The sequence below is a fragment of the Serratia sp. A07 genome (assembly GCF_058725505.1).
The window spans coordinates 46,723-72,699 of sequence record NZ_JBZXDO010000017.1; the positions used below are offsets into that span (position 1 = coordinate 46,723).

The window sequence follows — 25,977 nt, forward strand, 5'->3', positions numbered from 1 at the left end:
AAGCTTGGTCGAAATGACGGGCGCGGCAAAGGAAATACCGCGCCCGTGAAGGCGCGGGGATCAGGAGGCGGGGTCGGCCGCCTCGACCTTCAACGACACCAGGCCGATGCCCAGCTTCTTCGGCGTAAAGCCGCCGCTGGCGCTCTCTTTCGGCTCGGTGGGGGCCGGCGGGGTAATGCTGATCTTCTGCGCGCCGCGCGGGTTGTCGAAGCGCAGGGTGACGGTGCTGTCCTGTTCGCCGAGCGACACGAAGCGCTCTTCGTCGCCGACGCGCACCGAAATCGGTTCGCCGACGTTATTGCCGTAGGCGCGGGCGCGCAGCACCAGATCGAAGCGCTTCGGCAGCGGATCGACGTAATCGATGTCGACCGCCGGCGCCAGGTTGGCATCGGACCAGCGGCCCCACTCCTCGACGCCGGAAACGCCGGTGATGGCTTTCACCTGCTCCGGCAGGCCGGGCAGCATGAACTCGATGCTGTCCGCCCGGTACTTCATCGCCGCGTCGTCCACCTGCAGGCGAGCAACGGCGTTTTGATAATCGGCGACGCTGTCCGCCGCCGGGGCGGTAAAGCTCACCTTGCTGCGGAAGCGTTCGCCGCTGGCCTGCACGATCTGCGGCGGTGAGGCCAGGGTGCCGGAGGCCACGCAGATGTCGGTGCTTAGCGCCAGCTGCGGCGCCCAGACCCGGCCGATCTCATAGCATTTATCGACCCAGACGAATTTTTCCCCCGCGCCCAGCCCGGCCAGCTGTTTGCGCAGCGGGGTGGAAAGGTAGACGTTGAACATCGGTTCGATGCGGTTATCGCCTACCCGCAGAATGAACGGCACCTTGTAGGTGACGCCGGAGAAGCTGAAGCTGCGCTGGCGCGTATCGACGCTGTAGTCGCTGATGCGGTTCGGCAGGCCCCACTGGTTGATCACCGCCGGTTTCCAGCCGTTGATCTTCTCTTCGATGTTCAGGAACACCGTAGACAGCGACGGCGCCGACAGGCTGCTGCGGCCGAGGCCGATGTAGTTGTCGCCGCCCATCACGTCCAGCACCGTGGCGCCGTTGTCCAGCGTGCTGCGCTTCTCGTTGCGCTGTTCCGCCAGCGGCCGGGTGCCGTCGATGATGAAGAACAGGTTGCGGCGCTTCTGTTTGGTCAGGATATCGTAGGCGGTGTTGTTCATCGCCAGATGATCGGAGGACACCACGATCACGGTGTTGCTGAAATAGGGCGAGCGTTTGATCTTGTCGATCAGCGCGGCGATGTGTTGCTGGCTGCAGGCCACCGCGCTCAGCGAGCGGTTTTCCTTGTTTTGCCAGGCGTAACTCTTTTTGCTGCAGCCGGCGGAGATAAAGCCGTCCGGGTGATGGGTGTCGACGGTCAGGGTGAACAGCGAGAAGGGTTGGCGCTGCTTGGACAGCTCGACGAACTTGCCGTACACCACGTCCAGCACGCTGTCGTCGTACCAGCCCCAGTCGTTTTTGTAGCTCGGATCGGCGATCTGTTCGCGCAGCTCTTTGAAGCCGTAAACGTGGTCGAAACCGTGGGATTTCAGGAAGGTGTCTTTACCGGCGAACGCCAGCTCTGCGCCCTGATAGAAATAGTTGCTGTAGCCGGCGGCCTTCAGCACGTCGCCCAGGCAGACGTTTTCCGGATAGAAGGTGGAGACCGCGCTGGAGGCGTTGCCGTCGAAAGGTGCGAACAGCGGAATGCCGCACTGCGAGGCGACCATGCCGGCGATGGTGTAACCAGTGCCCGGCAGCTGCTGGGTGTTGCTGAAATCGATGCTGTCCGTGCGCAGGGCGTTCAGCTCGTCGGCCAGGCCGGGAAACAGCTCGGTATCGAAGTAGGTGCGCTCCAGACTCTCGGCATAGATGTACACCAGGTTCGGCCGCTTGCCCTGTACGGTCTTTTTCGGCGCCTTGTAGTAGGTGGTGAAATCGGCGGTATCGCCGACGATCTGGCTCTTGACCAGCAGCGAGATGTCCTGAAACGCCGGGGTGGTGCCGACCGAGAACAGCGCCAGCAGCACGGCGACGACGCTGTAGGCCACGCTGCTGCCTTTGGCCTTGCGGCGCAGCAAGCTGCGGGCCAGCACCGCGAAGATAAGCCCCAACGCCGCCAGCAGGCCGATAAACGGCAGCACGTATTTGCTGATGCCCGCGCCTTTGAGGCTGCTGGTGACGGTGTAAATCACCGCGTCGGTGATGCCGTCGCCGGTGAAGTAGTTGCTGGCGATCAGGATGACGTTCAGCACCAGATAGCTGCCGAGCAGCGTCAGCAGAATGGCGAACCACCAGCGGTTGGCGGCGGCCCGGGTGCGATAAATCAAAATCGACGCCAAAAAGAGAACAAACGAAACGACTGCTAAAACCATCCGCCAAACCTTGTCTGATTGAAATAAAACCGTTGCTGCCCTGGTTTGCGCCGCCGAGCGTGCCGCGGCGCGAAAAGTGAAGGGTATAGCCTATTGCCGGCGGCGGAACAACGCGCGATCTCCCGCTACGGCCGACGAGCGGCGGCTATTGTACATTTTTATGACAATAGTGTGACGTTAATCACGCCGACGGCGGCCTCGGCGGCGAAAGCTTGCTGGTCGGAGGTTTCGCTCTACGCTTAATGAGCGCCACGACGGTGCGCCCATCAGCCATTCAGGAGGAAGTATGCAGACGATTCCCGCCGCGGTACTCGACGATCTGGCCCCGCAAGGCGTGTTGCGCGCGGCGATCAACTACGGCAATCCGGTGCTGGCACAGGCCGGGGCCGGTGGCAAACCGCAAGGCGCTTCGGTGGAGCTGGCCGCCGCGCTGGCCCAGGAACTGGGCGTGGCGCTCGAACTGGTCACCTATGACGCGGCGGGCAAGGTGTTCGCCGACCTGGACAGCGGCGCCTGGAACCTGGCGTTTATGGCCATCGAGCCGGTGCGCGCGGCGCAGATCGCCTTCAGCGAGCCCTACGTGATCATCGAGGGAACCTATCTGGTGGCGAACGACGCGCCTTACTTTGAGGTGGCGCAGCTCGACAGGCCGGAGGTGCGCATCGCGGTCGGCCAGGGGGCGGCGTACGATCTGTTTTTATCGCGCACGCTGCAGCAGGCGCAGCTGGTGCGGGCGGCAACCTCCGCCGAGGCGATCGCGCTGTTTTTCGAACGGGGGCTGGAGGCGGCGGCCGGCGTGCGCCAGCCGCTGTTGGCCGCTGCGGCCGCCCATCCCGGCTACCGGGTGCTGGAGGGGCACTTCACCGCCATCCGGCAGGCGATGGCGGTGCCGCGGCAAAAAACTCAGGGCGCCGCCTACGTGAACGATTTTATCGAGCGCTGCAAGGCCAACGGGTTGGTGAAGGCGGCCTTGCAGCGCAGCGGCCAGGGCGAGGTGACGGTGGCGCCACCGGCCGCCTCGGCGTGATCAGTCCAGCTCCACCGCGTACTGTTCCACCGGCGTGATTTTCTTGATCAGCTTGTTGTCGAACAGGAACTGTTCGTAAGCCTGGTAGCGTGCCCGATCCAGCTTGGCCGGATCGCGGGCGAACAGCGGCAGGCTGGCTTGCCACGCCTGTTTGTTCAGCTCGGTATTCAGCTCCGGGTGCGCCTTGGCGAACGCCAGCCAGGTGTCCTGCGGGTGCGCATGCAGGTAGTCGCTGCCTTGCTTCAACGCGGCGAGGAACTTGCGGATTTTCGGCTCGTTCACCGCATCGCGGTGGGCGACGATGATCAGCTCGTCGTAGGCCGGCACGCCGTAATCTTCGACGTTGAACACCACCGGCGTCTTGCCCTGCAGCTTCAGCTCCAGCGCTTCGATGTTGCGGTAGCCGCCGATCACCGCATCGACCTGGCCCGCCAGCAGGGCGCTGGTCAGCTGGAAGTTGACGTTGATGAGCTTGATGTCCTGCGGCCTGAGGTGCTCGTGTTCGACCATGGTGGCCAGCGTCGCCTGTTCTATGCCGCTGACCGAGTAACCCACCGTTTTGCCCTTGAGATCCGCCGGCGACGTAATGTTTTTATCCAGCGCGATCACCGTATTCAGCGGCGTGTTGATCAGCGTGCCGACGCGCATCAGCGGCAGGCCCTGATCGGCGAAGAAATGCAGCTGCGGCTGATAGGTGATGGCGAGGTCGGCCTGTTTGGCGGCCACCAGCCGCGGCGGCAGCGCCGGATCGGACGGCGGCACGATCTTGACGTCCAGCCCTTCGGCCTTGAAGGCACCGATCTGCTCGGCCACCATAATCGGCGCGTGATCGGGGTTGATATACCAGTCGAGCACCAGCGTCAGCTTTTCGGCCGCGCCGGCCTGGCCGGTGATGGCGGCGCCGAGCAGCAGCCCGCAAACGGGTTGTTTGATCATGGTCGTTCCTTTATCCCTGGTTATGGTTGCAATCATCAGTCGTTTTCCGGCGCCCAGGCGATCAGGCGCCGCAGCAGCGCATCCACCGCAGCCCACAGCAGCACGGTCATCAGCACCAAAATAAACAGCGCGGCGAAGCAGACGTCGGTCTGCATGCGCGCGTTGGCGTTCAGCATCACGTAGCCCAGCCCTTCGGCCGAGCCGACCCATTCGCCGATGATGGCGCCGATCGGCGCGACGGCGGCGGCCATGCGCAGGCCGGAGCCGAAGGCCGGCAGCGCCGCCATCAGCCGTACGTGCCGCAGCTGCGCCCAGCGCGAAGCGCGCATCGTGCGCGCCAGATCGAGATAGTCGTTGTTGACCCGGCGCAGCCCGTCGAAAAAGGCCGACACCACCGGGAAGAAAATGACCAGCACCGCCATCGCCACCTTGGCGCTCATGCCGAAGCCGAACCACAGCACCAGCAGCGGCGCCAGGGCGAACACCGGTATCGCCTGGCTGGTAAGCACCAGCGGCATCAGCCAGCGTTGCAGGCGCGGCGAGAAGATCATGCACAGCGCCAGCGCCGCGCCGAGCAGCACGCCCAGCGCCAGCCCGCTGACGATCTCCGAAGCGGTGACCAGCGTGTGCCAGGCGAGGTAGCCGCGCCCGTCCCACAGCGCCTGCGCCACCGCGCTCGGCGTGGGTAGCAGAAAGGCCGGAATGCCGCTTTGCGCCGCCAGCCACCACAGCAGCAGCAGGCCGGCAAACACCGTCAGCCCACGCCGCAGGCGGGTAAGCCCACGCTCTTTGGCAATATTCATTGCGCGGCCCTCACCAGCTGTTGCAGCAGTTCGGCCTGGCTTTTCAGCAGGTCGGCGTCATCCGGCGCGCGCGGCGGTTGCCCGCTGATGCGGTGGCTATCGTCGAGGCCCAGCGGCCAGGGCGACAGCACCAGCAGGCGGTGGCTCAGGCGGCAGGCCTCCATCGGATCGTGGGTGATCAGCAGCACGGTGTTTTGCGCCAGCAGTTCGGCGGCCAGGCTCTGGATCTCGGCGCGGGTAATGGCGTCCAGCGCGGAAAAGGGTTCGTCCATCAGCACGATCGGCTGGCGTTCGTAGAGCGGGCGGGCGATGGCGGCACGCTGGCGCATGCCGCCGGACAGCGCGGCGGGCAGGCTGCGGCCATGCGCGGCCAGGCCCACGCGCTCCAGCAGGTGCGCCGCCCACGCCCGGTCCGGCGTTTCGCCGCGCAGCCGCGAGCCGAGGGCGACGTTCTCCTCGACGGTCAGCCACGGGTAGAGCAGGTCTTTTTGCCCCATGTAGGCGATGCGCCCGGCGATCGGCAAACCGTCGCTGCCGGTCACCGTACCCGAACTGGCCTGCGCCAGGCCGGCGATGATCTTCAGCAGGCTGGTTTTGCCGGCGCCGCTGGCGCCGAGCAGGGCGACGAAGCTGCCACCGGCGATGTCGAAGCTCAGCCGGTCGAAGACGATTTGCTGACCGAAACGCAGGCTGAGATCCCGCACCTGGATGCCGGGCGGGAGAAGCGGGGAGGTCATGAGGCGTTCAGCCCCATCTGCCAAAATGCCGATTCCAGCTGGGTGGCGGTGGTGAAAATCTGCGCCAGCTCGGTGAGGCGGCCCTGTGCGCCGCGCTGGTGGCCGACGGTTTCCAGCAGCTCGATGGCGGCACGTACGCCGGCCAGATAGCCCTCGTCGCCGTAGTTGCGGATCCAGGAGGCGTAAGGATTGCCCTCCATTTTGGTGGCGGGGTCGTGCAGCAGCCGCAGGCCGATTTCGGCATAGCCGGCCACGCAGGGCAGCAGGCCGGCCAGCAGGTCGAGGGCGTCGCCGGCATGGCCGATATCCAGCACGTAACGGGTGTAGTTCATGGTCTCCGCCGCTTCCGGCTGGGCGGCGATCTGCGCTTCGCTCAGCCCCCATTCGGCGCAATAGGCCACGTGCAGCGGCAGTTCGGCGACGATGCCGTTGAGCGACGCCGTGGCGGCGCGCATTTCCGGCAGGGTGCGTAGCTTGCTGACCAGCAGCGCGTAGGCGCGGGCGAAGTGCAGCAGGAACAGGTAGTCCTGGGTCAGGTAGCGGCGAAAAGCGCGTTCGGGCAAGGTGCCGGCGGCCAGCTGCTGCAGAAACGGGTGATCGACGTAATCTTGCCAGTGGCTGCCGGCATGTTGGCGCAGCCGGCCGTAAAGGCCGCTTTCGAACAGGGTGGTGATGGACATGGGACCTCCTTGAGTCAGTGGAGATCCGGGCACGCTGGGGTATGAACAGGCAACGGGTGAGAGCGTTGTTGCCTAACCGTCCCTTCGCTGGCATGACCCAGATCAGGTTCAAAGGGTTCGGCTTGCGCCATCTCAGCCCGTAACAGGACACCCCTCGGAGCTGCTTGTTATACGACATTTGTTTTTTGATTACAATCGCCGGGCGGCGCGGCGGCAATCGGTTCGTTTAGTGCGATCGGGGGCGATTTTGCTGGCGCAGAGCGCGCGATTTTTGTCACTGTAGGCCGATGATTTTGCCTTTGAGGACGATTCCCGATGAAAAAGATTGGGTTTCTCTCGTTTGGCCACTGGTCGCCTTCCGCCCAGTCCGGCACCCGTTCCGCGGCGGATGCGCTGCTGCAGTCCATCGATCTGGCGGTTGCCGCCGAAGATCTGGGGGCGGACGGCGCCTATTTTCGCGTACACCACTTTGCACGCCAGCTGGGGTCGCCGTTCCCGCTGCTGGCCGCCATCGGCGCCAAAACCCAACGCATCGAGATCGGCACCGGCGTGATCGACATGCGTTATGAAAACCCGCTGTACATGGTGGAAGACGCCGGCGCGGCGGATCTGATCGCCGGCGGGCGGCTGCAGCTCGGCATCAGCCGCGGCTCGCCGGAGCAGGTGATCGACGGCTGGCGCTATTTCGGCTATGCCCCGGCCGACGGCGAGACCGACGCGGACATGGCCCGTCGCCATACCGAAGTGTTCCTGGAAGCGCTGCGCGGCGAAGGGTTCGCCGAGCCCAATCCACAGCCAATGTTCCCGAATCCGCCCGGGCTGCTGCGGCCGGAGCCGTTTTCCGCCGGGCTGCGCGATCGCATCTGGTGGGGCGCCGGTTCGAACGCCACCGCCGTTTGGGCGGCGAAGCTCGGCATGCACCTGCAAAGCTCGACGCTCAAGAACGACGAGACCGGCGAACCCTTCCACATCCAGCAGGCCAAGCAGATCCGCGCCTACCGCGCCGCCTGGCAAGAGGCCGGCCACGCGCATGAGCCGCGGGTTTCCGTGAGCCGCAGCATCTTCGCGCTGGTGGATCAGCGGGATCGCAACTACTTCGGCGGCGGTGGCAAGGAGGGCGATCAGCTCGGATATATCGACGCGCAGACCCGGGCGATCTTCGGCCGCAGCTATGCCGCCGAGCCGGACGTGTTGATCGAGCAGCTGGCGCAGGACGAGGCCATCGCCGAAGCGGATACGCTGCTGCTGACCGTGCCTAACCAGCTGGGCGTGGATTACAACGCCCACGTGATCGAATCGATTTTAACCCATGTCGCGCCGGCGCTCGGCTGGCGCTAAACGGAGGAGTGACATGTCACGCATTTTCATTACCGGTTCGGTAGACGGGCTGGGCCGCGCCGCCGCGCAAACGCTGTTGGACGAAGGGCATCAGGTGATTTTGCATGCGCGTGAGCCCGGCCGTTTGGACGCGGTGCGGGATCTGCTGGATCGCGGTGCGCAGGCGGCGATCGGCGATCTGTCCGATGTGCAGCAGATCCGGCAGCTTGCCGAGCAGGTCAATCGCCTCGGCCGCCCGGACGCGGTGATCCACAACGCCGGTATGTTTACCGGGCCGCAGGTGATGCCGGTGAACGTGATTGCGCCTTACCTGCTGACGGCCCTGATCGAACGCCCCAAGCGCATCGTCTACCTGAGCAGCAGCATGCACTTTGACGGCGTGCCGGAACTGAACGGCGTAGACTGGCTCGGCGGCGCTGCGGGCTCCTATTCGGACAGCAAGCTGTTCGTCACCGCGCTGGCCGCCGCCGTGGCGCGCCTGTGGCCTGACGTGATCAGCAGCGCGGTCGATCCCGGCTGGGTGCCGACCAAAATGGGCGGCGCGGATGCGCCCGACGATCTGGCGCTGGGGCATGTGACGCAGGCGTGGTTGGTGACCAGCGATGAGCCGCAGGCCCTGGCGTCCGGCGGCTATTGGCACCATCAGCAACGGTTCGATCCCCACGCGGCGGTGCACGACGAGGCGTTTCAAACGGCGCTGCTGGCGCAGTTGGCGCGCGCCGGTGGGGTGAGCCTGCCGCAGGCTTGAGGGCTGTGCTTTTTTGGCCCGCCGGCGCTTGCCGGCGGGCTTTTTTATGCCCGCAGGGTGAATCGGCGAGGCTTTTCTTATACAGTGGCTGTCTGACCTGTTTTGCTCGTTCTTCTTATTATCGCCATGCATACATTCCTGATTATCGTCCCTGAAGGGGGCATGCTGTTCGAAGCGGCGGGCATCGCCGATATCCTGATGCAGGCTAACCGTCTGAGCCCTGCCGAAGCGCCGCTGTATCAGATCGCGGTCGCCACCACGCAATCCCATCGGGTGGTACACGGCCTGTCCGGGCTGAGCCTGTTGGCCGACCATCGCCTGGCGGATCTCGATCCGGCCCTGCCGCGCGATACCGTCATTGTTGCCGGCAAGGGGGCGACCGAAGAAGAGGGCGCCCTGGTGGCGGATTGGCTGCGCCGCGCGGCGCCACAGGCGCGCCGTATCGCTTCCGTTTGCGGCGGGGCTCTGCTGCTGGCCGAGGCCGGATTGCTGGACGGGCGGCGGGCGACCACTCACTGGCGGCTGGCGGAAACGCTGCAGGCGCGCTTCCCGCGGGTGCAGGTCGAGAACGGCCCGATCTACGTGCAGGACGGTCCGATTTGGACCTCCGGCGGCGTCAGCTCCGGCTTCGACCTGACGTTGGCGCTGGTGGAGGACGACTACGGCTTCGTGCAGGCGCGCGAAGTGGCGCAGGATCTGGTGATGTTTCTGCGTCGCCCCGGCGGGCAGGCGCAGTTCAGCCGCTACCCGCTCAACCAGGCCAAATCGCCGGGCCCGATCCGCGACCTGCAGTCCTGGATCCTGGAAAACCTCGCCGACGATCTCAGCGTCGATCGGTTGGCCGAACGCGTGGCGATGAGCCCGCGCAACTTTACCCGGGTGTTCACCCGCGAGACGGGCATTTCTCCCGCCAAATTCGTCGAAGAAGGGCGGTTGCATACCGCCAGGCAGCGCCTCGAGCAGAGTGCGGAGGGCATCGAACAGATAGCGCTGGCCACCGGTTTCGGCAACGGCCTTAACCTGCGGCGGGTGTTTGAGCGCAAACTGCAGCTGACCCCGAGCGAATACCGCGAACGCTTCCACGCGCGCAATTTGGCGTAAATTGATCGGTAAACGTCATTTACGCCGCCTCGTGGCAGGGCTAGATTTGAGGCAAAGCCCAAAACGAGGAGAGCATCATGGTGAAAGTAGGCATTAACGGCTTCGGCAGGATCGGGCGCAACGTGCTGCGCGCGGCGCTGGGGCGCAGCGATTTTGAAGTGGTGGCGATCAACGATCTGACGGACAGCAAGACGCTGGCGCATCTGCTGAAATACGACACGCTTTCCGGCACGCTGGCGGCCAGGGTGGAAGCCGGCGACAACCAGCTGCTGCTGGACGGCCGGCCGATTCAGGTGTTTTCGCAGCGCGATCCCGCCGAGATCCCGTGGAGCAGCGTGGGCGTGGACGTGGTGATCGAAGCGACGGGCTTCTTTACCGAGAAAGCCAAGGCGGAAGTGCACATCACGCACGGCGGCGCCAAGCGGGTGATTATCTCGGCGCCGGCCAAGAACGACGACATCACCATCGTCATGGGGGTTAACGACCAGCTCTACGATCCGGCGCTGCATAAAGTGGTCAGCAACGGCAGCTGCACCACCAACGGGCTGGCACCCGCCGCGCAGGTGCTGCATCAGGCCTTCGGCATCGAATACGGGCTGATGAACACCACCCACGCCTATACCAACAGCCAGGCGCTGCACGATCAGCCGGAAAAAGATCTGCGCGGCGCGCGGGCGGCGGCAGAGTCTATCGTGCCTTACTCCAGCGGCGCGGCCAAGGCGCTCGGCAAGGTGATCCCGGATCTCGACGGCCGCCTGACCGGTTACTCGCTGCGGGTGCCGGTGCCGGTCGTCTCGATCGTCGATCTGACGGTGACGCTGAAACGCCCGGCGACGGTGGAGGAAATCAACGCCGCTTTCCGCGCGGCGGCGGCGTCCGGCCCGCTGAAAGGAATTTTGGGGTACAGCGATGAACCGCTGGTGTCGAGCGACTATCGGGGCGACGCGCGTTCATCGATTATCGATGGTTTGTCTACGCTGGTCATCGGCGGCAACCTGGTGAAAGTGCTCGCCTGGTATGACAACGTATGGGGGTTCTCCAATCGGTTGGTCGATCTGGCGCTGCTGATGGAAAAGCGCGGGCTGTAAATGCCCCATAGCAAAAAGCCCGCTTAAGTTTCCTTAAGCGGGCTTCTCTAAATATGGCTCCTCTGACTGGACTCGAACCAGTGACATACGGATTAACAGTCCGCCGTTCTACCGACTGAACTACAGAGGAATCGTGTGAACGGGGCGCATGATATCCAGCGGCCCCGGGTGTGTCAACGCTAAATTGCCTTGAGTGGTGCGACTGCTCGGTATCTGAGCAATGTGTCCGTCAATCAGCCCATTGCGCGTCGTTTTCCGCCTGGCTGCGCAGCAGGCGCGCCAGCGGATCCTGGCGGTAGAAGCGGCAAAAGTGCTGATACAGCGCCGGGAAGCGTTCGGCCAGCAGCTCGGGGGCGCTGAAGAAATACTCCGACAGCACGGCGAAGCACTCGGCCGCATCGGTGGCGGCGTAGGCATCCATGCTGGCGGCCTCTTCACCGACCATGTCTATCTCGTCCTGCAGGCTTTCCATCGCGGCGTGCAGATCGTGCTCCCAGGCGGCCACCTCGCGCAGCGGGATCGGCGGCACGCCGGTAGCGACGCCGCCGTTGCGCATATCCAGTTTGTGCACTGCTTCGTGAATCACCAGATTGAAACCAGAAAGATCGAAAGAGTCCTGCACGTCTTGCCAGTTGAGCACGATCGGCCCCTGTTCCCAGCTTTGGCCGGACTGCACCACCGGCCCCGAGTGCACCAGGCCAATTTCGTCCTGCCATTCGTCTTCCACCACGAACGGAGTGGGATAGAGCAGAATTTCGTTGAAGCCGTCGAGGCACTCCGCGCCGAGTTCCAGCACCGGCAGGGCGAACAGCAGGGCGATGCGCGCCTGCATTTGCGAGGTGAGCTGCAGCCCCTGCAGCGGCACGATGCGCTTTTGCTGCAAGATCTGCCCGGCAACGGCCACCAGCCGCTGCTGCTCCTGCTCATTCAGCGGCGAGAGCAGCGGGATCGCCAACGCGTCCTGCCACTGGGCCTGAGTGTCTGCCTGGGGTTGAGAGGGTTGAGTCGCTTTCCACGGCCATTTAATCATCAGGTTGCTCGTAAACTCATCACTTGAACGTTCAGCGGTATGCTAATGCTGTAAAAATGCCGTAAAAGCGGGCATGATAGCAAGCGTTGTTAGGAGAGATGCCGGAGCGGCTGAACGGACCAGTCTCGAAAACTGGAGTAGGGGCAACTCTACCGGGGGTTCAAATCCCCCTCTCTCCGCCACTATTCAATCACTTACGAATAAATCTTTCAACGATCCCCATCACAGATAGCGCTGGCCTGGCGCCAAATCACTGAACGACAATCCACTGCCTGCCGTTGATTTTCAGCGTGTATTCGCGCGCCATATTGGCATTCCGTCATCTGAAGCTTGCCCGACTTTCACGCTTCCAGCGCGCTGTGAATATAGCGTTGCGGCGATACGCCCAGTTTTTTGCGAAACATGGCGATGAACGCGCTAGGGCTGGCGTAACCCAGTTCGTGGGCCAGTTGACCCACGGCTACGCCGCGCGCCAGATTGCATACCGCCTCCAGCAGGCGAATTTGCTGGCGCCATTCGGAAAAGCTCAGCGCGGTCTCTTCGCGAAACAGCCTCGCCAGGGTGCGTTCGCTGGCGCCGACCTTTTTCCCCCACCAGGCGAGCGTTTCGCCATGGCCCAATTCGCGGCACAAAGCATCGCATACCTGGCGCAGGCGCCGGTCGCTCGGCAGGGTCACGTGACACAGTTGGCCTGTCTGCATGCGTTGAAACTCATCGCTCAGCAGATTTTGAATGAGCGTAAGCCGTTCGGCGGAAATGGCGTTTTCAAGCCCGGCGGCAATCAGGGGATGTAGCAGGGGAGTGGCGCTCAACCCCTGGGGGCGTGCGCCATAGCGACGAGAAAAGGGCGGCGTAAAATAGATGTTGTGCGTCACGACGTCATTGATGGCTTCCAAACCGTGCGGTGTGCCGCTGGGGAGCCAAATGGCGCGGCCCGGCGAGAGCAGCCAGATATGCTGCGCGGTGGCGATTTTCGCCACGCCGCGCAGCGGCAAAATCAGCTGCCCCTGCTCATGCTGATGGACGGGCTCTTGGCTGCCGGGGCTGTAGCGCAGTTGACGCAGGCCTTCAATACCGTGATGGGATGTCATGTTTACCTGCCTCTGTCCGGTTCTCACCATTTGTGCCTATTGCTGCGATAACGGACAACGTTTGTCCGTCTGGCGACATCCTGACTGTCGGTAGCGCCATTCTGCCATGAACGGGCTTCTCTTTTAAAGTTGAATAATTATCATTTCCATCAAATTCTACTAACAGTCGGAAAGGCGAAGAGACAGATGGGCAAATTTTTCAGGGAAAAACCGTTGAAAGTGCTGGTATATACGATAATCGCAGGCTATAGCGGGCAAGCCTTTACCGCGGATGGCGGGCAGAATACCACAAAAGAAGAGACGCTGGTGGTGAGCGCGGCGGCGTCTCAGGATCAGGATGACGAGAGCACGCTGGTGGCGCACGGCGCCGCCTCCGCGACGAAGTCAAACCAGCCGATTAGCCGCACTTCACAGAGCATCTCTGTGGTGACGCAAGCAGAGATTGACGCGCAAGCGGCGAAAAACGTCCCGCAGGCGCTGCGCTATGTTTCCGGCGTCAACTCGGAGAGCGCCGGGCCGGATACCCGTTTCGACACCATCATCGTGCGCGGTTTTGAAGCCGACGAATACCTTGATGGCCTGCGGCTGCCGCGCGAAGCGTGGTGGAGCCGTCCGGCGTGGGATCCGTTCCTGCTGTCGCGCATCGAAGTGGTCAAAGGCCCTTCCTCGGTACTGTATGGCCAGGCGAATCCCGGCGGGATCGTCAACCTGGTCAGCAAAACGCCGCAGGCGACCCCGTCCGGTGAGGTGTATGTCAGCGCGGGCAACGAAAACCAGTTTGGCGCCGGCGTCGACGCTACCGGGCCGCTGAACGATAACGGCACGCTGTTGGGGCGTGTGGCGGGGACCTTTTTTGATACCGAAACCCAGGTCGATCATACCCGCTATCAGCATTATGACATTGCGCCGTCGCTGACGTGGCAGCCGGATGCGCACACCAGCCTGACGATTATTTCGCAGCTGCGCAAAGATCCGGACAGCGGATTCTACAACCAGATGCCGCTTTCCGGCACCTTGACGCCCAACCCGTACGGCCACATCTCGACCCGTTTTTACGGCGGCCAACCGGGCTTCGACAAGTACGAACGCCAGCAGGGCAGCATCGGTTACCAGTTCCGGCACGATTTCAACGATACGGTGACTTTCCGCCAGAATCTGCGTTACCTCAGCAGCACCGGCGACTATCTGATGGTCTATCCATGGGGTGTGCATGCGGATGCGCCGCTCATCGATCGCTATTCGATGAACCTGAAGGAGAGCATGACCAACTTCGCGGTGGATAACCAGGCTGAATTCCACTTTGATACCGGTCGGGTGAAACATACGCTGCTGACCGGGATCGACCGGATGCATACCTCGGTGCGCAGCCAGTCGGGCTACGGCGACGCCAGCCCGATTAACTTCCTCAACCCGGACTATAGCGTGCCGGTGGCCATACCGCCGCTCGATAGCAGTACGCACAATACGCTCGATCAAACCGGGCTCTATCTCCAGGACCAACTCGAACTGGGGAGCTGGATCCTGAACCTGGCCGGCCGTTACGACGCGGCGAAAACCAAAAGTATCGATCTGCTGAACGACGCTCGTACCGAGCGCAATGACTATGCAACGACCGGGCGCGCCGGACTGCTGTACCACTTCGATAACGGATTGGCGCCTTACATCAGCTATTCCACTTCGTTTGTGCCGAGCAGCAGCAATGACTTTTACGGCCACGCCTTTAAACCGACCGAAGGCAAGCAGACGGAAGTGGGGTTGAAATACGATCCGGTCGGGCTGGATGCCTTGTTTACCCTGGCGTTGTACGACCTGCGGGAAACCAACGTGGCGACCGCCGATCCCGATCACCCGAACTTCAGCGTGCAAACCGGCGAAGTGCGCTCGCGCGGAGTTGAGCTTGATGGCCGTATCAATATCACGCCGGCCTGGTCGGTGCTGGCATCGTACAACCTGACCGATCCGAAAGTGCTGAGTGCCAACGACAATACGCAGGGCAAGCGTCCGGTGGGCATTGCGCGCAATACCGCCAAGCTCTGGAGCCAGTATGCCTTCGACGGCGCGCTTGACGGTGTGACGCTGGGCGGCGGCGTGCGTTATGTCGGCACCAGCTACGCCACCACGGACAACGGCCTGAAGGTGCCGGCGGCCACAGTCTACGATGCGCGCGTCGGCTATCAGTGGCGCCAATGGCAGCTGGCGCTGAATGCCGCCAATCTCGGCAACAAAACCTACCTGGCTTCCTGCTCCAACAATGGCTGCGAGTATGCGCTGAAACGCCAGTACATCGCGACCCTCAGCTATAAGTGGTGACCGATGCTGTCGCGACGCAGGTTGTTGACCGCTCTCCTGTTGGCCCCGCTTTACGCGCGGGCCGACGCCGGCCGGCCGCCGCAAAAGCTGGCCGTGTTGGATTGGGGACTGACGGAAATTCTGTTGGCGCTGGGGGTGACTCCGGCGGGCGTCTCGGCGCCGGATTGGTATCGCAAGCTGATCCCGACGCCTGCGCTGCCTGCGTCGGCGTTGGATCTCGGCCTGCTGTTTCAGCCCAATCTGGAAACGCTGTACGCACTGCGGCCGGACGCGATTGTCATCACGCCGCAGCATGCGTTGCTGAAGCCGGCGCTTGAACGCATCGCGCCGACGATCGCGCTGCCGGCTCATGGGCTGGCGGAACTCATCAGCGCCGCCCGGCAATTGGGCGAACGGCTTCAGCGGCAGCCTCAGGCCGCGCAGATATTGGCCAGCCTGAACGGCAAGCTGAGCCGCGCCTCGCTGCTGGCGCGGCAGGTTGAACGTCCGGCGCTGCTCGCCGCCCCGGTAGATGCGCTGCACCTGCGGGTCTACACCGCAGGCAGTCTTCCCGGCGACGTATTGGCCGCCTGCGGGCTGCGCAACGGATGGCATGGCGGCGCGGGAGCGGAAGGCAGCGTGCTGGTGGAGCTGACCCGCATTGCCGATCTGAATGCGCGGCTGATGCTGTTGACGCCTGACGATCAGCGGGAGTCGGTGTCTCAATGGCGCCAAAGCCCGCTGTGGCAACGTCTGCCGCTGACCGCAGCGCACAACCTGAACCTGATAGAAGAAAACATCAGCGATGCCGGCGCCCTGATAACCGCTGGGCGCTTTGCCGATATTTTTACCGGGATGATGATGAGGTGGCGTGATGCATGAATCTTTTTCCCGCCGTCTTTCCTGGGGGGTAATCGCCGCGTTGTGGCTGACGTCGTTGCCGTTGGCGCTGGCCGATATTCATCGGCAGGGCGGCATTGTCGCGTTGTTCTCCGAGCATAATCTCGATCCGGCGGCCATTATCCTGCATAGCATGTGGTTGCCGCGTCAGGGTATGGCGATGGTGGGAGGCGCGACGCTGGGGCTGTGCGGCTGGTTAATGCAACGTGCGCTGCGCAATCCCTTGGCGGAGCCGATGACGCTCGGCATGACCGCCGGGGCGACGTTGGCGATGGGGCTGGCATCGTTGTGGCTGCCGTCGCTGCTGGTCGGCGCGCGCACCGCCGTGGTGATTGCCGGTGAGATTGCGGCGCTCGCGTGCGTGCTGGCGCTCAGTTGGCGTCAGCGCATGTCGCCGCTGGCGATGGTGCAGGCGGGCATCATGATCAATTTGTGGTGCGGGGCGCTGACCTTGCTGATCGCCATTATCAACGATCGCTTTTTACTTCAGGTGCTGATGTGGGGAGGCGGTTCGCTGGCGGTGGAAGACGGGCAAATTCTGCTGCGGATGTTACCGTGGCTCGCCGTCTGCGTAGTGGGCCTGTTGTTCTTGCTGCGCCCGCTTGAACTGCTGCAACTGCCGGAAACCGTGGTCAGCAGCCTCGGCGCATCGCCGGTGCGCATCCGCGCCGCCGCGGTGCTGCTGGCGCTGATCATGAGCGCCCTCATCATTAACGCGGTCGGCGTCATCGGTTTTTTGGGGCTCGCAGCGCCTCATCTGGCGCGCTTTGGCGGCGCGCGAACATCCCGGCAAATGGTGCTGCATACGGCGCTCATCGGTGCGGGCCTGCTGTGGCTGACCGATCTTTGCGTCTCTCGCGTGTCGCTGGAGAGCGGCCAGCTGCTGCCCGTCGGCATGCTGACCGCCCTTACCGGCGGCCCGTTGCTGATGCTGCTGGCGCGTTTTGCACGGCAGCAAAGCATCGATCTTGCGCCGCCGTTGCCGGTGTCGCAGATCTCGCATCAACGGCGGTTCATCTGGTTGTCGGCCGGCATTCTGGCTGCGGGGATCGTGGTCTCTTTATGTTTCGGCCACGGATTGCAGCATTGGCACTGGGCGGAAAGAGGGGAGCTGGCGAACCTGCTGCCATTGCGATTGCCACGACTGCTGGCGGCGATGAGCGCCGGTGCGCTGCTGGCGGGGGCCGGCGTGTTGATGCAGCGTGTGAGCGGGAACCCGCTCGCCAGTCCGGAAGTGCTGGGTATCGGCGGTGGCGCGGCCATGGGGGTTACGGCCTTCGTGTTTTTGCTTCCCGCTGGCGGCAGTGGCTGGCTGCTGGCGAGTAGCCTGGGGGGCGCGCTGATAAGCCTGTTGCTGACGTTGTGGAACAGCCGTCGCAGCGACTTTAATCCGCAGCGGGTATTGCTCAATGGTTTGGCGCTGAATGCACTATGCCAGGCCGCGGTCAGCATCGTGATGCTCAACAATCTTGCCGCAAGTGCGGTGTTGTTGCCGCTGATGACGGGCAGTACCTATTACGTCGGCGCGTCGTTGGCCCAAGGTGTGTTTGTCATCACGCTGCTTCTCCTGGCGCTGATGCCGCTGTTCCGCCGCTGGCTGGTGCTGTTGCCGATGGGTAACGTCGCTGGCGCGCTCGGGGTGCCACTGCCGCGCGCACGTTTCAGCGTGTTGGCGATGGCGGCAGTCATGACCGGGCTTGCGACGTTGCTGGTCGGCCCGGTGTCTTTCATCGGCCTGCTGGGGCCGCATCTGGCGCGCAAGATGGGCGCGAAAGGGCCGCTGATGCAGCTCTATACCGCCGTGCTGTTGTCATCCGCCATCATGACCGTTGCCGACTGGCTGGGGCGCAATGCGCTCTACCCGCGCCAGCTGCCGGTCGGGTTGGTGGCGTCGCTGATCGGCGTCCCCCTGCTGGTATGGCCGTTAATTCGTAATAAGACATCCCGGTCAAAACCATAAAAAGTGTGAGTATGAGCAAGGAATTTGCATGTCGGTATTAATGATGTTGTTTCGTATGGTGCGCGGTTGGCTACTGCTCGCCGTGGTCGCCGGTGTCGTCAGCGGGCTGTGCAATGCCTCTTTGCTGGCGATGATCAATCACGGTCTGACGCAATCCAATGAGGCTTCATGGCTGAGTCCGGGAGGCGATTTTGCGTTACTGACGCTGTTGATGCTGGCGGCGCGCGTGGTTTCTCAAACCACGTTTATGGCGCTGGGACAAAAGGTGAAGGCGCGCTTGCGCAGCGAACTGGTGCAAGACGTCAGCGAAACGCGCTGGCTGCTGTTGGAGAAAGCGGGAATGGCAAGAACGCTGTCCGTGCTGACACAGGATCTCGATACGCTGGTGGTGTTTTTCGTCAACCTGCCCAATCTGCTGATTTTCGGCGCCGTTATCGTTGGCTGCCTGATTTACCTTGGCAGCCTGTCATTGAGCGTACTGGCGCTGGCATTGGCGGTGATTGTCTGCGGCAGCTTGGGCTACCGCGCCGCGCACGGCCCCGCGATGCGTTTGTTGCGCCGATCGCGTCAGCGGGAAGATACGCTGATTCAGCAATGCAAAAAATTGTTTGACGGTGCAAGGGAGTTTCGGCTTAACGCGGTGCGCCGCCGTCAATTCGTCAGCGGTGAACTGGCGCAAAATATTGACGCGGTTCGCCGGGAGAGAACCCGCGGTTATGTGTTGTACGGTTTGGCGAGCAGTTGGGGAAGCGCGCTGTTTTTCGCTTTCATCGGCCTGGTGTTGTTCAGCTTGCGCGACGGGCTGGCTTTGGACGAGCGGGCGCTTACCGGCTATATCATGGTGTTTCTGTATATGATTGTGCCGGTCGAAGGGCTGTTATCCGCGCTGCCCACCCTGGCCGGTGCGCGAGTGGCCATGCAGCGGGTACAGTCGCTGCGCGCGCAACTTAGGCCCGAAGTTCCACAGCGCCATTTTACGCCCCCTCCTTTTGCTTCGTTGGCGTTGGATAATGTCCGTTACCAATATCAGAACGAAGAAGGGGAGCATTTCACCCTTGGCCCGCTGAATATGCACATTGCGCCCGGTGAACTCATTTTTATCGTCGGTGGCAATGGCAGCGGCAAGACGACGTTGGCGAATCTGCTGGTGGGAATTGATCCTCCCGATAACGGCGCGATTTTGCTTAACGGCGAGCCGGTCAGCGACGATCTTCTGGAAATATACCGTCGGCATTTTTCGGTGGTGTTCAACGACTTCTTTCTTTTTGACGATGTGGCGTTCGTCACTGAGCGCACGCCAAAGCAGGTCGAACATCTGCTGCGCCTGCTGAAGTTAAGCCATAAAGTCAGTTTTGCCCACGGCCGTTTTTCAACAATCGCGCTCTCTCAAGGGCAGAGAAAACGGCTGGCTTTACTGCAGGCGTGGTTGGAAGAGCGCCCGGTTTATCTGTTTGATGAGTGGGCCGCCGATCAGGATCCGGAGTTTAAGGCGGTGTTTTATCTTGAACTCTTGCCGATGCTGAAGGCCGAAGGCAAAACGGTCATCGCGATTACTCACGACGATCGCTATTTCTACCTGGCGGATCGCATCATCAAGCTGGAATCGGGGCTGGTGGTCCCATCGACGCATGGCGTGCCGTCATGATGCGCATTGCTTTCACCCAGCACGATATTGGGCTTTTTTCCCTCATGCTTGATGATTCGCCCCGGCTGTCCTCTGCACAGTGAACGCGGTGATAGTGTACTGTTGCCCGCGGGTAAGGTAATTTGCTGATGGCAATGATGACTGACGCGGGGGCTAACGGGCATGAACGAGAAAATCGACTATCACATCGAGAAATACCATTTCGCGCCGCTGGATGAGGCCCCCAGACTCGCGCACCAGTGGAGCGAGGTGCTGAACGAGTGCCGCGAGACGCAGGCCGGAGCGGAGGAGCGTCTGCGCATTGCGCTGCTCAACGTGGATTATGTGACCAGTTTCGAACTGCCTTTCCGGTTATTGCTGGTGCGGGCGCCGCAGCTGATCGCCGGAATACGTGAGGAGCTGCCGCTCAGCCAGAAGAATGTGGTGTTCAACGGCAAGCGTTTCGGCTGCGTCTACAGCCTGAAAAGCGATTTGAGCGGCGTGCCGGAGGCCTTTCAGTACAGCCTGTCGACCCGCATTCACCGCCGGGCGGCATCGGGCGTGGACGCGCTGCCATACCGGGAAATCGCCAAGGCGCTCAAGGCGCCGCGTGAGCGGCTCAGGTTGGCGCTCGAGCAAGGGCTGCCGGTAACGGCGCTGGACGGATTGTTCTGGTTCGGCATCCAGCGCATTGCCGCCGAGGTGCGCAGGCTAAGAAAAACCGGCATGGCGATCGTGACGGCGGAAACGGAGATCTTCGACACCCTGACCGGCACCACGCGCAAGGTCCCGGTGTACCGCCTGGCCGAGAGTTAATTGTCGTTTCCGCACAGAGGAGGTTCGAATCAGGAACCTCCTTAATCATGGTACCGCTTACCGATAGGCTTCATTGCGCGCAATCGCGTATTTGCCGCTGCCCAGCAGCAGGATGGCAAGCCCGCCCATAAAGAACACCAGTTCGTTTTCAATGCCCCAGGCGCCGACGTCGGTAACGGTGAATACCTTGCCAGTGCCCACCATCAAAAACGCCACCACCAGCGTAAAGGCGTAAACCAGCGCGGCGGGGCGGGTGAACAGCCCCAAAATGATCAGTATCGGCGCCAGGATCTCGCCCACGTACACGCCATAGGCGATGAAGGCGGGCAGCCCCTGTTCCTGCAGCGCGCCGGCGATCCAGCCGACGCCATGCTGAATTTTCGCTACGCCGTGAAACAGCATCAGCCCGCCGAAGGTCAATCTGAGCGCCAACTTGCCGGCGTCCGGGCGATCAAAAAGACGAGTGAATGCCGCATTCAGTGATTTAACCATGGCCTTTTCTCCTGAATAGGAATGATTTTCAATCAATGTACCAGTCAGGTGAATGCGAAAGATGTCCTGGATCAGTAAAACGGTGGGCTTCGCGCCGACTTTTCGCGTGAGGTGGAGGGATAGTTGAAAGGCGGCGGCTCTCTCAGGGTGCGCACGTTCAAGGCGGCAGGGGAGGTTACGTTCCGCTTTTTCACCCGCAGTAACATTCTCACACCGGCTGAACGTAGGGTAAAAAAAGTCTCTGGGCCGTTTTCATGCGTTACCTGGTTATGCCGCCGCACATTCTCTTTATGTCTGTTTTTACCCCCGGAGTCGCGGCGGCGGCACTGTGTGAGGATGGCGGCAACATAAAGATCAATAAGGTTTGTTTCCTTAATAATAATCGACGACTCGCGTGTGATATAACCCTATAGGGTTAATCTTGTTTTTATTTTGTACTGCTAACTAATTAGCGGTTCTTTTTCGCCATCTTATTGGGAATTATCTTGCTTATTTTGTTTTGCGAAAGTTGATCCTGTGGGAAGGAATGTTGCCCGTTGCATTTATTTCCGATTTTTTCCTTGTTTTTTGATGTGAATTCAACGGTGAAGAGATTCCGACTGATTTTATGAGTGGCATTATGATCGGCTGTAAACTTTGGTGAACTATTTTTATCAGACTAAAAATAATAGAAATACTGATTTTTCAAGTTATTGAATTGTTTAATAATTGTATATTATTTTGTTAATTTTTTATTAAAAAAATAATATTTTTCCTTGATATTGGTTTTGGCTTTGCTAGTATCAAATTAGTGGTCTTATCAGTTAGGAAAACATCCCTTGAGCATGGAGTGGATCGCTGGCCATAACGGGGTTATCGCCGTCACAAGATTGAAGTGGTTATTTTGCCGGCAGGTGAAATGATATTATTCATACCACTTTATCGAACCCGGCGATTTTTTAGATGCTGACTCAGTGCTGGCCTGGCGTAAAAGAATAGGTCGGTGAATGGGGGATGAATCTTAAGTTAATCTGATCATTACCCTGGGTTAACTATAAAAAATGTGCTTTATCAACCCAGCTGTTTGCGCGCCAATACCGTGTTAGGTGCGCCACGGCGGAATGTTAACTCAGAACCTAAGCTTTAAAATTAATAATCAAAACTCTCGCCAAATTGTTTATTTTCACACCAGGTTTCGCATTTGTAAGTACTGAGTGCTGGAAATGAAAGTCACACTGTCATCGTGTTCTCATGATCATTGCGTGCTACCCGATCGCAAGAAACGAATGACTGTCATGCTTGTAAGAAAAAATTTCACTATTTACCATAGTTACCATTTGATTGTTAAATTATTTGTATTCTGAGGTTTTATTGGAATTATCCTACCAACGGAGAAACGTTGTTTTTAGGGCATTTTTTGATTTTTTTCCTATTATTAGCTTGCATAATTATTGTTTTTAACTTATTGATTTTAAAATGGAAAAATAAATATGTAAATGTAAAATAGTTTAAACCGATCACTGAGTTTTTATTGATAGGTTTAATCTATTATTGTTGTTAATATTAATACATCTAAACAATTTGCGGGCTTGGTGACGACTAATTACGCTAAAAGGACTCTGGGAAAGACTGGCGAATGTAAAAGCCCATTTTTATAGGCTTTATGTTTGTAGTGCTGATGAAAAGGATATCAGGCCATGAATGAAGTCATCTCAACAGCAGTTAACGGCGTCGAATTTGACCCTCGATACAGTGAAATTGAATTCACGTTATCGGAATTTGACAGCCAAACCGATCCGCTGAATGCCGTGGATAATGCACGCGACATCAATTGGCATGCTATTCGCGAGCAATCCGCCGCCTTACTTGAACAGTGCTTCGATTTACATGTCGTGCTGTGGTTTATGCGCGCTAACCTTCATATCGATGGTTTTTCGGCTGTCTATCAAGGCATCACGACTATCGACGGCAAATATGCCGAAGAGGGGAGCACCATTTTCCCTCAGGCCGATATGGAGCCGGCGACGGACAGCTTCCATGCGGCCGCGTTAGGCTGGCTCGCCACCTCGTCCTGCCTGCACGAAATCAAAAACAGCAAGATCTTCCCCGATACGCCGTTAACCACCGATGAACTGCTCAATATGCGAATGGACGAGCAGGAAGGCAAAAGCCTGCATTTTTCGGAAGTGGTGAAGGTGTTGGGGCAGGCTGACAGCTATTTTGCCGGCAGAAATATGCCGTCATTAAAAGAACAGCTGTCGCAGGGAATCGACGCCCTGGAGCGCGTGGAAAACTACGCCAACCTGCAGGCTGAAGATTACCGGCTGGACTGCCGCCAGGTACGCGACTATTTAGCGCTCTTCAGCCGCCAATTACTCTCTCTCGAACAGCAGGAATTGCCGGAGGAGATCGGCGCTGCGCCGGCCGACGCGGAAGCGGCGGAGGCGCCGGCCACCCTGCCTGGCAAATATATCCGTTCCCGGCAGGATGTCATCTTGCTGTTGGACCAGGTTTTGGACTATTTCCAAAACTATGAGCCCAGCCATCCGGCCCCCATTCTCATTCGACGTTCACAAAAAATGATCGGTATGGACTTCGCGACGATTGTTGAGGAGCTTTTGCCGGAATCTCTGGCCTCGTTAAATCAATTGTCCGGGAAGTAATTTTTCTCACAAAGGAGTTTTCCAATGGCTAAGGACTCAAGCTCTCAGAAATTTATCGGTAAAAATAACGCGCCCCGCGTGCAAATTGAATATGACGTAGAGCTCTACGGTTCACAAAAGAAAGTAGAGTTACCTTTTGTCACGGGGGTCATGTCCGATCTCTCTGGGCATCGGAAAAAACCTTTGCTGCCGATCGAAGAGCGAAAATTCCTGACGTTCGATCAGGACAATTTCAACGATCGCATGCGGGCCATTAAACCTCGTCTTCAATTTTACGTGGAGAATACCTTGAGTGAGGATGATGCGCTGCTGGACGTGGAATTAGAGTTTGAATCGATGGAGGATTTTTCGCCCGGCGCCATCGCCAAACGGGTTCCGCAGATGCAACGCCTGCTGGAGGCCCGCGAACATCTCACGGAACTGATCACGTATATGGATGGCAAATCCAGCGCGGAAGAGGTGGTGAAGAATCTGCTGGAGAAGCCCGATTTTCTGCATCGTTTGGTGACGGATGCACGTAAAACGGTCGCGGATGCGGAACAGGATGTGCAGGATTCCGGGAATAAAGGAGATGAGGAATGAGAGCGAGGCAACGACGCTATTCAGCTAAGCAGCAGGCAACGACGGTCGCTGAAGTTGAAACGCAGGAAACGGAAAACGAGCTTGACGGTCTGCTCAAGCGTTCGTTCCGGCCCAGAACGAACGAGGCCTCAGAAGCGGTTCGTCGGGCCATCGGCACGCTGTCCGAATATGCCAACCAGGGCAAGGTCAAGGTCAGCCAGGATGTCGTATTGACCATTGAATCGCTGATCGCCCAGATCGACGAGCAGCTTTCGCAGCAGATGAACAATATCTTGCACCATAAGGAGTTCCAGAAGCTGGAGTCCGCCTGGCAAGGTCTGAGTTATCTGGTCGACAATACCAACGTCAGCGAAACGCTGAAGATTCGGGTATTGAACATCAGCCAGGATGAGCTGACGCGCAATCTGCGGCGCTACCGAGGATCGGCCTGGGATCAAAGCCCGGTGTTCAAACAAATTTATGAACAAGAGTATGGCCAGTTCGGTGGCGAGCCGTTCGGCTGCATCATCGGCGATTTTGAGTTCGATCACAGCCCGATGAGCGTGACGCTGCTGACGGAGCTGGCGAAAATTTCCGCCGCCTCGCACTGTCCGTTTATTTCCGCCGCTTCGCCGTCGCTGCTGCAGATGAGCAAGTGGAACGAATTGGGCAACCCGCGGGATATCGGCAAGATTTTCACCACGCCGGAATACGCTTCCTGGCGCCGCCTGCGCGAAAGCAACGATTCGCGTTATCTGGTGCTGACCATGCCGCGTTTCCTGTCGCGTTTGCCTTACGGTGCGAAGACCAACCCGATCGAAGAGTTCGCCTTCGAGGAGGCCGTCAGGCCGGATATGGATGATGATTTCTCCTGGGCCAACTCGGCGTATGCGATGGGCGTCAACATCAACCGCGCCTTCCATGAGTACGGCTGGTGTTCGAAAATCCGCGGCATCGAATCCGGCGGCTCGGTGGAGGAACTGCCCGCCTACGCGTTCCCTTCCGATGAGGGCGGTTATGAGCTGACGTGCCCGACGGAGGTCGCCATTTCCGATCGGCGCGAGCAAGAGCTGTCAGACGCCGGGTTCTTGCCTTTGGTGTATCGCAAACATTCTGATTTCGCCGCCTTTATCGGTTCTTGCACCATGCATGCCCCGGCGAAATATGAAGATCCGGATGCGACGGCCAACGCCAAGCTTTCCTCCCGGCTGCCGTACATTTTTGCCACGTGCCGCTTTGCACACTATTTGAAATGCATCGTACGCGACAAAATCGGTTCTTTCCGTTCCAGAGACGATATGCAGCTGTGGCTGAATGACTGGCTGATGAATTACGTGGATGGCGATCCTTCCGTGTCGACGGAAGCGACGAAAGCGCGTCGTCCCTTGGCCGCCGCCGAAGTTCGCGTTGAGGATGTTGAAGACGATCCGGGTTATTACCGCGCACATTTCTATTTGCGCCCGCATTACCAGTTGGAAGGCATGACCGTGTCCTTGCGATTGGTATCAAAACTTCCGTCAGCCAAAAAAGATGGGAGCAGATAAGTCACGGCTGGTCATTGGTTTGGATATTGCCGACGTTAATTATTAAATGGCGTGGGTGAGAATTGATATTTCATTGAAATTTAGCGGCGTTATTCTCTGCGTCATGGCTATTTATTAATGGCTAATGGGTTCCCATTGTCGCTATTTCAATGATTGCGTAGGCAATATAACGACTTATCTGAGTAGACATTTCAATTAACGTAGTA

The 25,977-nt window shown here is 59.9% G+C and carries 21 protein-coding genes, 2 tRNA genes and 1 riboswitch; of the genes, 14 read left to right on the forward strand and 9 right to left on the reverse strand.

Features of this window, described 5'->3' with window-relative positions; translation table 11 throughout:
* Positions 1–60: 60 nt before the first annotated feature.
* On the reverse strand, positions 61–2,364 hold the full coding sequence (gene opgB, locus AC4PR2_RS17075) for a phosphatidylglycerol--membrane-oligosaccharide glycerophosphotransferase (RefSeq protein WP_197803131.1): 2,304 nt from the start codon (positions 2,362–2,364) through the stop codon (positions 61–63).
* 286 nt (positions 2,365–2,650) lie between these two features.
* Between opgB and AC4PR2_RS17080 the strand changes: the two genes are divergently transcribed.
* Positions 2,651–3,391: a transporter substrate-binding domain-containing protein gene (locus tag AC4PR2_RS17080; RefSeq protein ID WP_049198701.1), complete on the forward strand. Its 741-nt coding sequence runs from the start codon at positions 2,651–2,653 to the stop codon at positions 3,389–3,391.
* Here AC4PR2_RS17080 and AC4PR2_RS17085 read toward each other — a convergent pair whose 3' ends face one another.
* Genes AC4PR2_RS17085 through tenA form a run of 4 tightly spaced genes read right to left on the reverse strand, consistent with a single transcriptional unit; the run spans position 3,392 to position 6,547 of the window.
* Entirely contained in the window at positions 3,392–4,327 is a 936-nt protein-coding gene (locus tag AC4PR2_RS17085; RefSeq protein WP_492175306.1) for an ABC transporter substrate-binding protein, read from the reverse strand.
* Positions 4,328–4,362: 35 nt separating this feature from the next.
* On the reverse strand, positions 4,363–5,130 hold the full coding sequence (locus tag AC4PR2_RS17090) for an ABC transporter permease (RefSeq protein WP_060437754.1): 768 nt from the start codon (positions 5,128–5,130) through the stop codon (positions 4,363–4,365).
* The gene (locus tag AC4PR2_RS17095; protein ID WP_492175307.1) at positions 5,127–5,867 is read right to left on the reverse strand and encodes an ABC transporter ATP-binding protein; all 741 of its coding nucleotides are present in this window, start codon (positions 5,865–5,867) and stop codon (positions 5,127–5,129) included. The genes AC4PR2_RS17090 and AC4PR2_RS17095 overlap by 4 nt, the downstream gene beginning before the upstream one ends.
* On the reverse strand, positions 5,864–6,547 hold the full coding sequence (tenA, locus tag AC4PR2_RS17100; protein ID WP_126180700.1) for a thiaminase II: 684 nt from the start codon (positions 6,545–6,547) through the stop codon (positions 5,864–5,866). The genes AC4PR2_RS17095 and tenA overlap by 4 nt, the downstream gene beginning before the upstream one ends.
* Before the next feature lie 62 nt (positions 6,548–6,609).
* Positions 6,610–6,712: riboswitch (TPP riboswitch) on the reverse strand.
* A gap of 150 nt (positions 6,713–6,862) precedes the next feature.
* Between tenA and AC4PR2_RS17105 the strand changes: the two genes are divergently transcribed.
* The 4 genes from AC4PR2_RS17105 (at position 6,863) to gap (ending at position 10,822) form a co-directional block, all read left to right on the forward strand.
* The gene (locus tag AC4PR2_RS17105; protein ID WP_060420422.1) at positions 6,863–7,885 is read left to right on the forward strand and encodes an LLM class flavin-dependent oxidoreductase; all 1,023 of its coding nucleotides are present in this window, start codon (positions 6,863–6,865) and stop codon (positions 7,883–7,885) included.
* Between the two features lie 13 nt (positions 7,886–7,898).
* Entirely contained in the window at positions 7,899–8,633 is a 735-nt protein-coding gene (locus AC4PR2_RS17110; protein WP_197782569.1) for an SDR family NAD(P)-dependent oxidoreductase, read from the forward strand.
* 126 nt (positions 8,634–8,759) lie between these two features.
* Positions 8,760–9,734: a GlxA family transcriptional regulator gene (locus AC4PR2_RS17115; RefSeq protein WP_049234372.1), complete on the forward strand. Its 975-nt coding sequence runs from the start codon at positions 8,760–8,762 to the stop codon at positions 9,732–9,734.
* 77 nt (positions 9,735–9,811) lie between these two features.
* A complete protein-coding gene (gene gap, locus AC4PR2_RS17120; RefSeq protein ID WP_492175308.1) occupies positions 9,812–10,822 on the forward strand; it encodes a type I glyceraldehyde-3-phosphate dehydrogenase in 1,011 nt (336 codons plus the stop codon).
* A 54-nt stretch (positions 10,823–10,876) separates the two neighbouring features.
* Here gap and AC4PR2_RS17125 read toward each other — a convergent pair.
* Together AC4PR2_RS17125 and mtfA are read right to left on the reverse strand one after the other, a co-directional pair.
* Positions 10,877–10,952: transfer RNA gene (locus AC4PR2_RS17125), tRNA-Asn, on the reverse strand.
* A gap of 99 nt (positions 10,953–11,051) precedes the next feature.
* Positions 11,052–11,852, reverse strand: coding sequence for a DgsA anti-repressor MtfA (gene mtfA, locus AC4PR2_RS17130; protein WP_038872331.1), 801 nt, complete (start codon positions 11,850–11,852; stop codon positions 11,052–11,054).
* Between the two features lie 92 nt (positions 11,853–11,944).
* Between mtfA and AC4PR2_RS17135 the strand changes: the two genes are divergently transcribed.
* Positions 11,945–12,034, forward strand: a tRNA-Ser gene (locus AC4PR2_RS17135).
* Positions 12,035–12,193: 159 nt separating this feature from the next.
* On the opposite strand, the gene AC4PR2_RS17140 is transcribed toward AC4PR2_RS17135, so the two are convergent.
* Positions 12,194–12,943, reverse strand: a complete 750-nt coding sequence (locus AC4PR2_RS17140; protein WP_049240784.1) for an AraC family transcriptional regulator — start codon at positions 12,941–12,943, stop codon at positions 12,194–12,196.
* A gap of 186 nt (positions 12,944–13,129) precedes the next feature.
* Between AC4PR2_RS17140 and AC4PR2_RS17145 the strand changes: the two genes are divergently transcribed.
* From AC4PR2_RS17145 to AC4PR2_RS17165, 5 genes are all read left to right on the forward strand, one after another.
* Positions 13,130–15,253, forward strand: a complete 2,124-nt coding sequence (locus AC4PR2_RS17145; RefSeq protein ID WP_197785752.1) for a TonB-dependent siderophore receptor — start codon at positions 13,130–13,132, stop codon at positions 15,251–15,253.
* A gap of 21 nt (positions 15,254–15,274) precedes the next feature.
* Positions 15,275–16,114, forward strand: coding sequence for an iron-siderophore ABC transporter substrate-binding protein (locus tag AC4PR2_RS17150; RefSeq protein ID WP_238423705.1), 840 nt, complete (start codon positions 15,275–15,277; stop codon positions 16,112–16,114).
* Positions 16,107–18,092 carry a Fe(3+)-hydroxamate ABC transporter permease FhuB gene (gene fhuB, locus AC4PR2_RS17155; RefSeq protein ID WP_197803216.1) on the forward strand — a complete coding sequence of 662 codons (1,986 nt, stop codon included), beginning with the start codon at positions 16,107–16,109 and terminating at the stop codon, positions 18,090–18,092. Before AC4PR2_RS17150 ends, fhuB begins: the two co-directional genes overlap by 8 nt.
* Positions 18,093–18,135: 43 nt before the next feature.
* Complete coding sequence (locus AC4PR2_RS17160; protein ID WP_492175312.1) at positions 18,136–19,737, forward strand: cyclic peptide export ABC transporter; 1,602 nt, start codon at positions 18,136–18,138, stop codon at positions 19,735–19,737.
* 162 nt (positions 19,738–19,899) lie between these two features.
* Positions 19,900–20,532 carry an ECs1377 family protein gene (locus AC4PR2_RS17165; protein ID WP_038872328.1) on the forward strand — a complete coding sequence of 211 codons (633 nt, stop codon included), beginning with the start codon at positions 19,900–19,902 and terminating at the stop codon, positions 20,530–20,532.
* A 57-nt stretch (positions 20,533–20,589) separates the two neighbouring features.
* Here AC4PR2_RS17165 and AC4PR2_RS17170 read toward each other — a convergent pair whose 3' ends face one another.
* A complete protein-coding gene (locus AC4PR2_RS17170) occupies positions 20,590–21,024 on the reverse strand; it encodes a DoxX family protein (protein ID WP_060420434.1) in 435 nt (144 codons plus the stop codon).
* 1,676 nt (positions 21,025–22,700) lie between these two features.
* On the opposite strand from AC4PR2_RS17170, the gene AC4PR2_RS17175 reads away from it, so the two are divergent.
* The 3 genes from AC4PR2_RS17175 to tssC are packed head-to-tail and all read left to right on the forward strand — an operon-like array spanning position 22,701 to position 25,771.
* A complete protein-coding gene (locus AC4PR2_RS17175) occupies positions 22,701–23,666 on the forward strand; it encodes a type VI secretion system protein TssA (RefSeq protein ID WP_060420436.1) in 966 nt (321 codons plus the stop codon).
* 24 nt (positions 23,667–23,690) lie between these two features.
* Complete coding sequence (gene tssB, locus AC4PR2_RS17180; RefSeq protein ID WP_038872309.1) at positions 23,691–24,248, forward strand: type VI secretion system contractile sheath small subunit; 558 nt, start codon at positions 23,691–23,693, stop codon at positions 24,246–24,248.
* Positions 24,245–25,771 carry a type VI secretion system contractile sheath large subunit gene (gene tssC, locus AC4PR2_RS17185; RefSeq protein ID WP_187322559.1) on the forward strand — a complete coding sequence of 509 codons (1,527 nt, stop codon included), beginning with the start codon at positions 24,245–24,247 and terminating at the stop codon, positions 25,769–25,771. Before tssB ends, tssC begins: the two co-directional genes overlap by 4 nt.
* Positions 25,772–25,977: the final 206 nt, after the last annotated feature.

What these genes read in the sequence shown, in the direction of transcription:
- opgB (WP_197803131.1), bottom strand. Translation starts at nt 2,364, where the DNA reads ATGGTTTTAGCAGTCGTTTCGTTTGTTCTCTTTTTGGCGTCGATTTTG.
- AC4PR2_RS17080 (WP_049198701.1), top strand. Translation starts at nt 2,651, where the DNA reads ATGCAGACGATTCCCGCCGCGGTACTCGACGATCTGGCCCCGCAAGGC.
- AC4PR2_RS17085 (WP_492175306.1), bottom strand. Translation starts at nt 4,327, where the DNA reads ATGATCAAACAACCCGTTTGCGGGCTGCTGCTCGGCGCCGCCATCACC.
- AC4PR2_RS17090 (WP_060437754.1), bottom strand. Translation starts at nt 5,130, where the DNA reads ATGAATATTGCCAAAGAGCGTGGGCTTACCCGCCTGCGGCGTGGGCTG.
- AC4PR2_RS17095 (WP_492175307.1), bottom strand. Translation starts at nt 5,867, where the DNA reads ATGACCTCCCCGCTTCTCCCGCCCGGCATCCAGGTGCGGGATCTCAGC.
- tenA (WP_126180700.1), bottom strand. Translation starts at nt 6,547, where the DNA reads ATGTCCATCACCACCCTGTTCGAAAGCGGCCTTTACGGCCGGCTGCGC.
- AC4PR2_RS17105 (WP_060420422.1), top strand. Translation starts at nt 6,863, where the DNA reads ATGAAAAAGATTGGGTTTCTCTCGTTTGGCCACTGGTCGCCTTCCGCC.
- AC4PR2_RS17110 (WP_197782569.1), top strand. Translation starts at nt 7,899, where the DNA reads ATGTCACGCATTTTCATTACCGGTTCGGTAGACGGGCTGGGCCGCGCC.
- AC4PR2_RS17115 (WP_049234372.1), top strand. Translation starts at nt 8,760, where the DNA reads ATGCATACATTCCTGATTATCGTCCCTGAAGGGGGCATGCTGTTCGAA.
- gap (WP_492175308.1), top strand. Translation starts at nt 9,812, where the DNA reads ATGGTGAAAGTAGGCATTAACGGCTTCGGCAGGATCGGGCGCAACGTG.
- mtfA (WP_038872331.1), bottom strand. Translation starts at nt 11,852, where the DNA reads ATGATTAAATGGCCGTGGAAAGCGACTCAACCCTCTCAACCCCAGGCA.
- AC4PR2_RS17140 (WP_049240784.1), bottom strand. Translation starts at nt 12,943, where the DNA reads ATGACATCCCATCACGGTATTGAAGGCCTGCGTCAACTGCGCTACAGC.
- AC4PR2_RS17145 (WP_197785752.1), top strand. Translation starts at nt 13,130, where the DNA reads ATGGGCAAATTTTTCAGGGAAAAACCGTTGAAAGTGCTGGTATATACG.
- fhuB (WP_197803216.1), top strand. Translation starts at nt 16,107, where the DNA reads ATGCATGAATCTTTTTCCCGCCGTCTTTCCTGGGGGGTAATCGCCGCG.
- AC4PR2_RS17160 (WP_492175312.1), top strand. Translation starts at nt 18,136, where the DNA reads ATGTTGTTTCGTATGGTGCGCGGTTGGCTACTGCTCGCCGTGGTCGCC.
- AC4PR2_RS17165 (WP_038872328.1), top strand. Translation starts at nt 19,900, where the DNA reads ATGAACGAGAAAATCGACTATCACATCGAGAAATACCATTTCGCGCCG.
- AC4PR2_RS17170 (WP_060420434.1), bottom strand. Translation starts at nt 21,024, where the DNA reads ATGGTTAAATCACTGAATGCGGCATTCACTCGTCTTTTTGATCGCCCG.
- AC4PR2_RS17175 (WP_060420436.1), top strand. Translation starts at nt 22,701, where the DNA reads ATGAATGAAGTCATCTCAACAGCAGTTAACGGCGTCGAATTTGACCCT.
- tssB (WP_038872309.1), top strand. Translation starts at nt 23,691, where the DNA reads ATGGCTAAGGACTCAAGCTCTCAGAAATTTATCGGTAAAAATAACGCG.
- tssC (WP_187322559.1), top strand. Translation starts at nt 24,245, where the DNA reads ATGAGAGCGAGGCAACGACGCTATTCAGCTAAGCAGCAGGCAACGACG.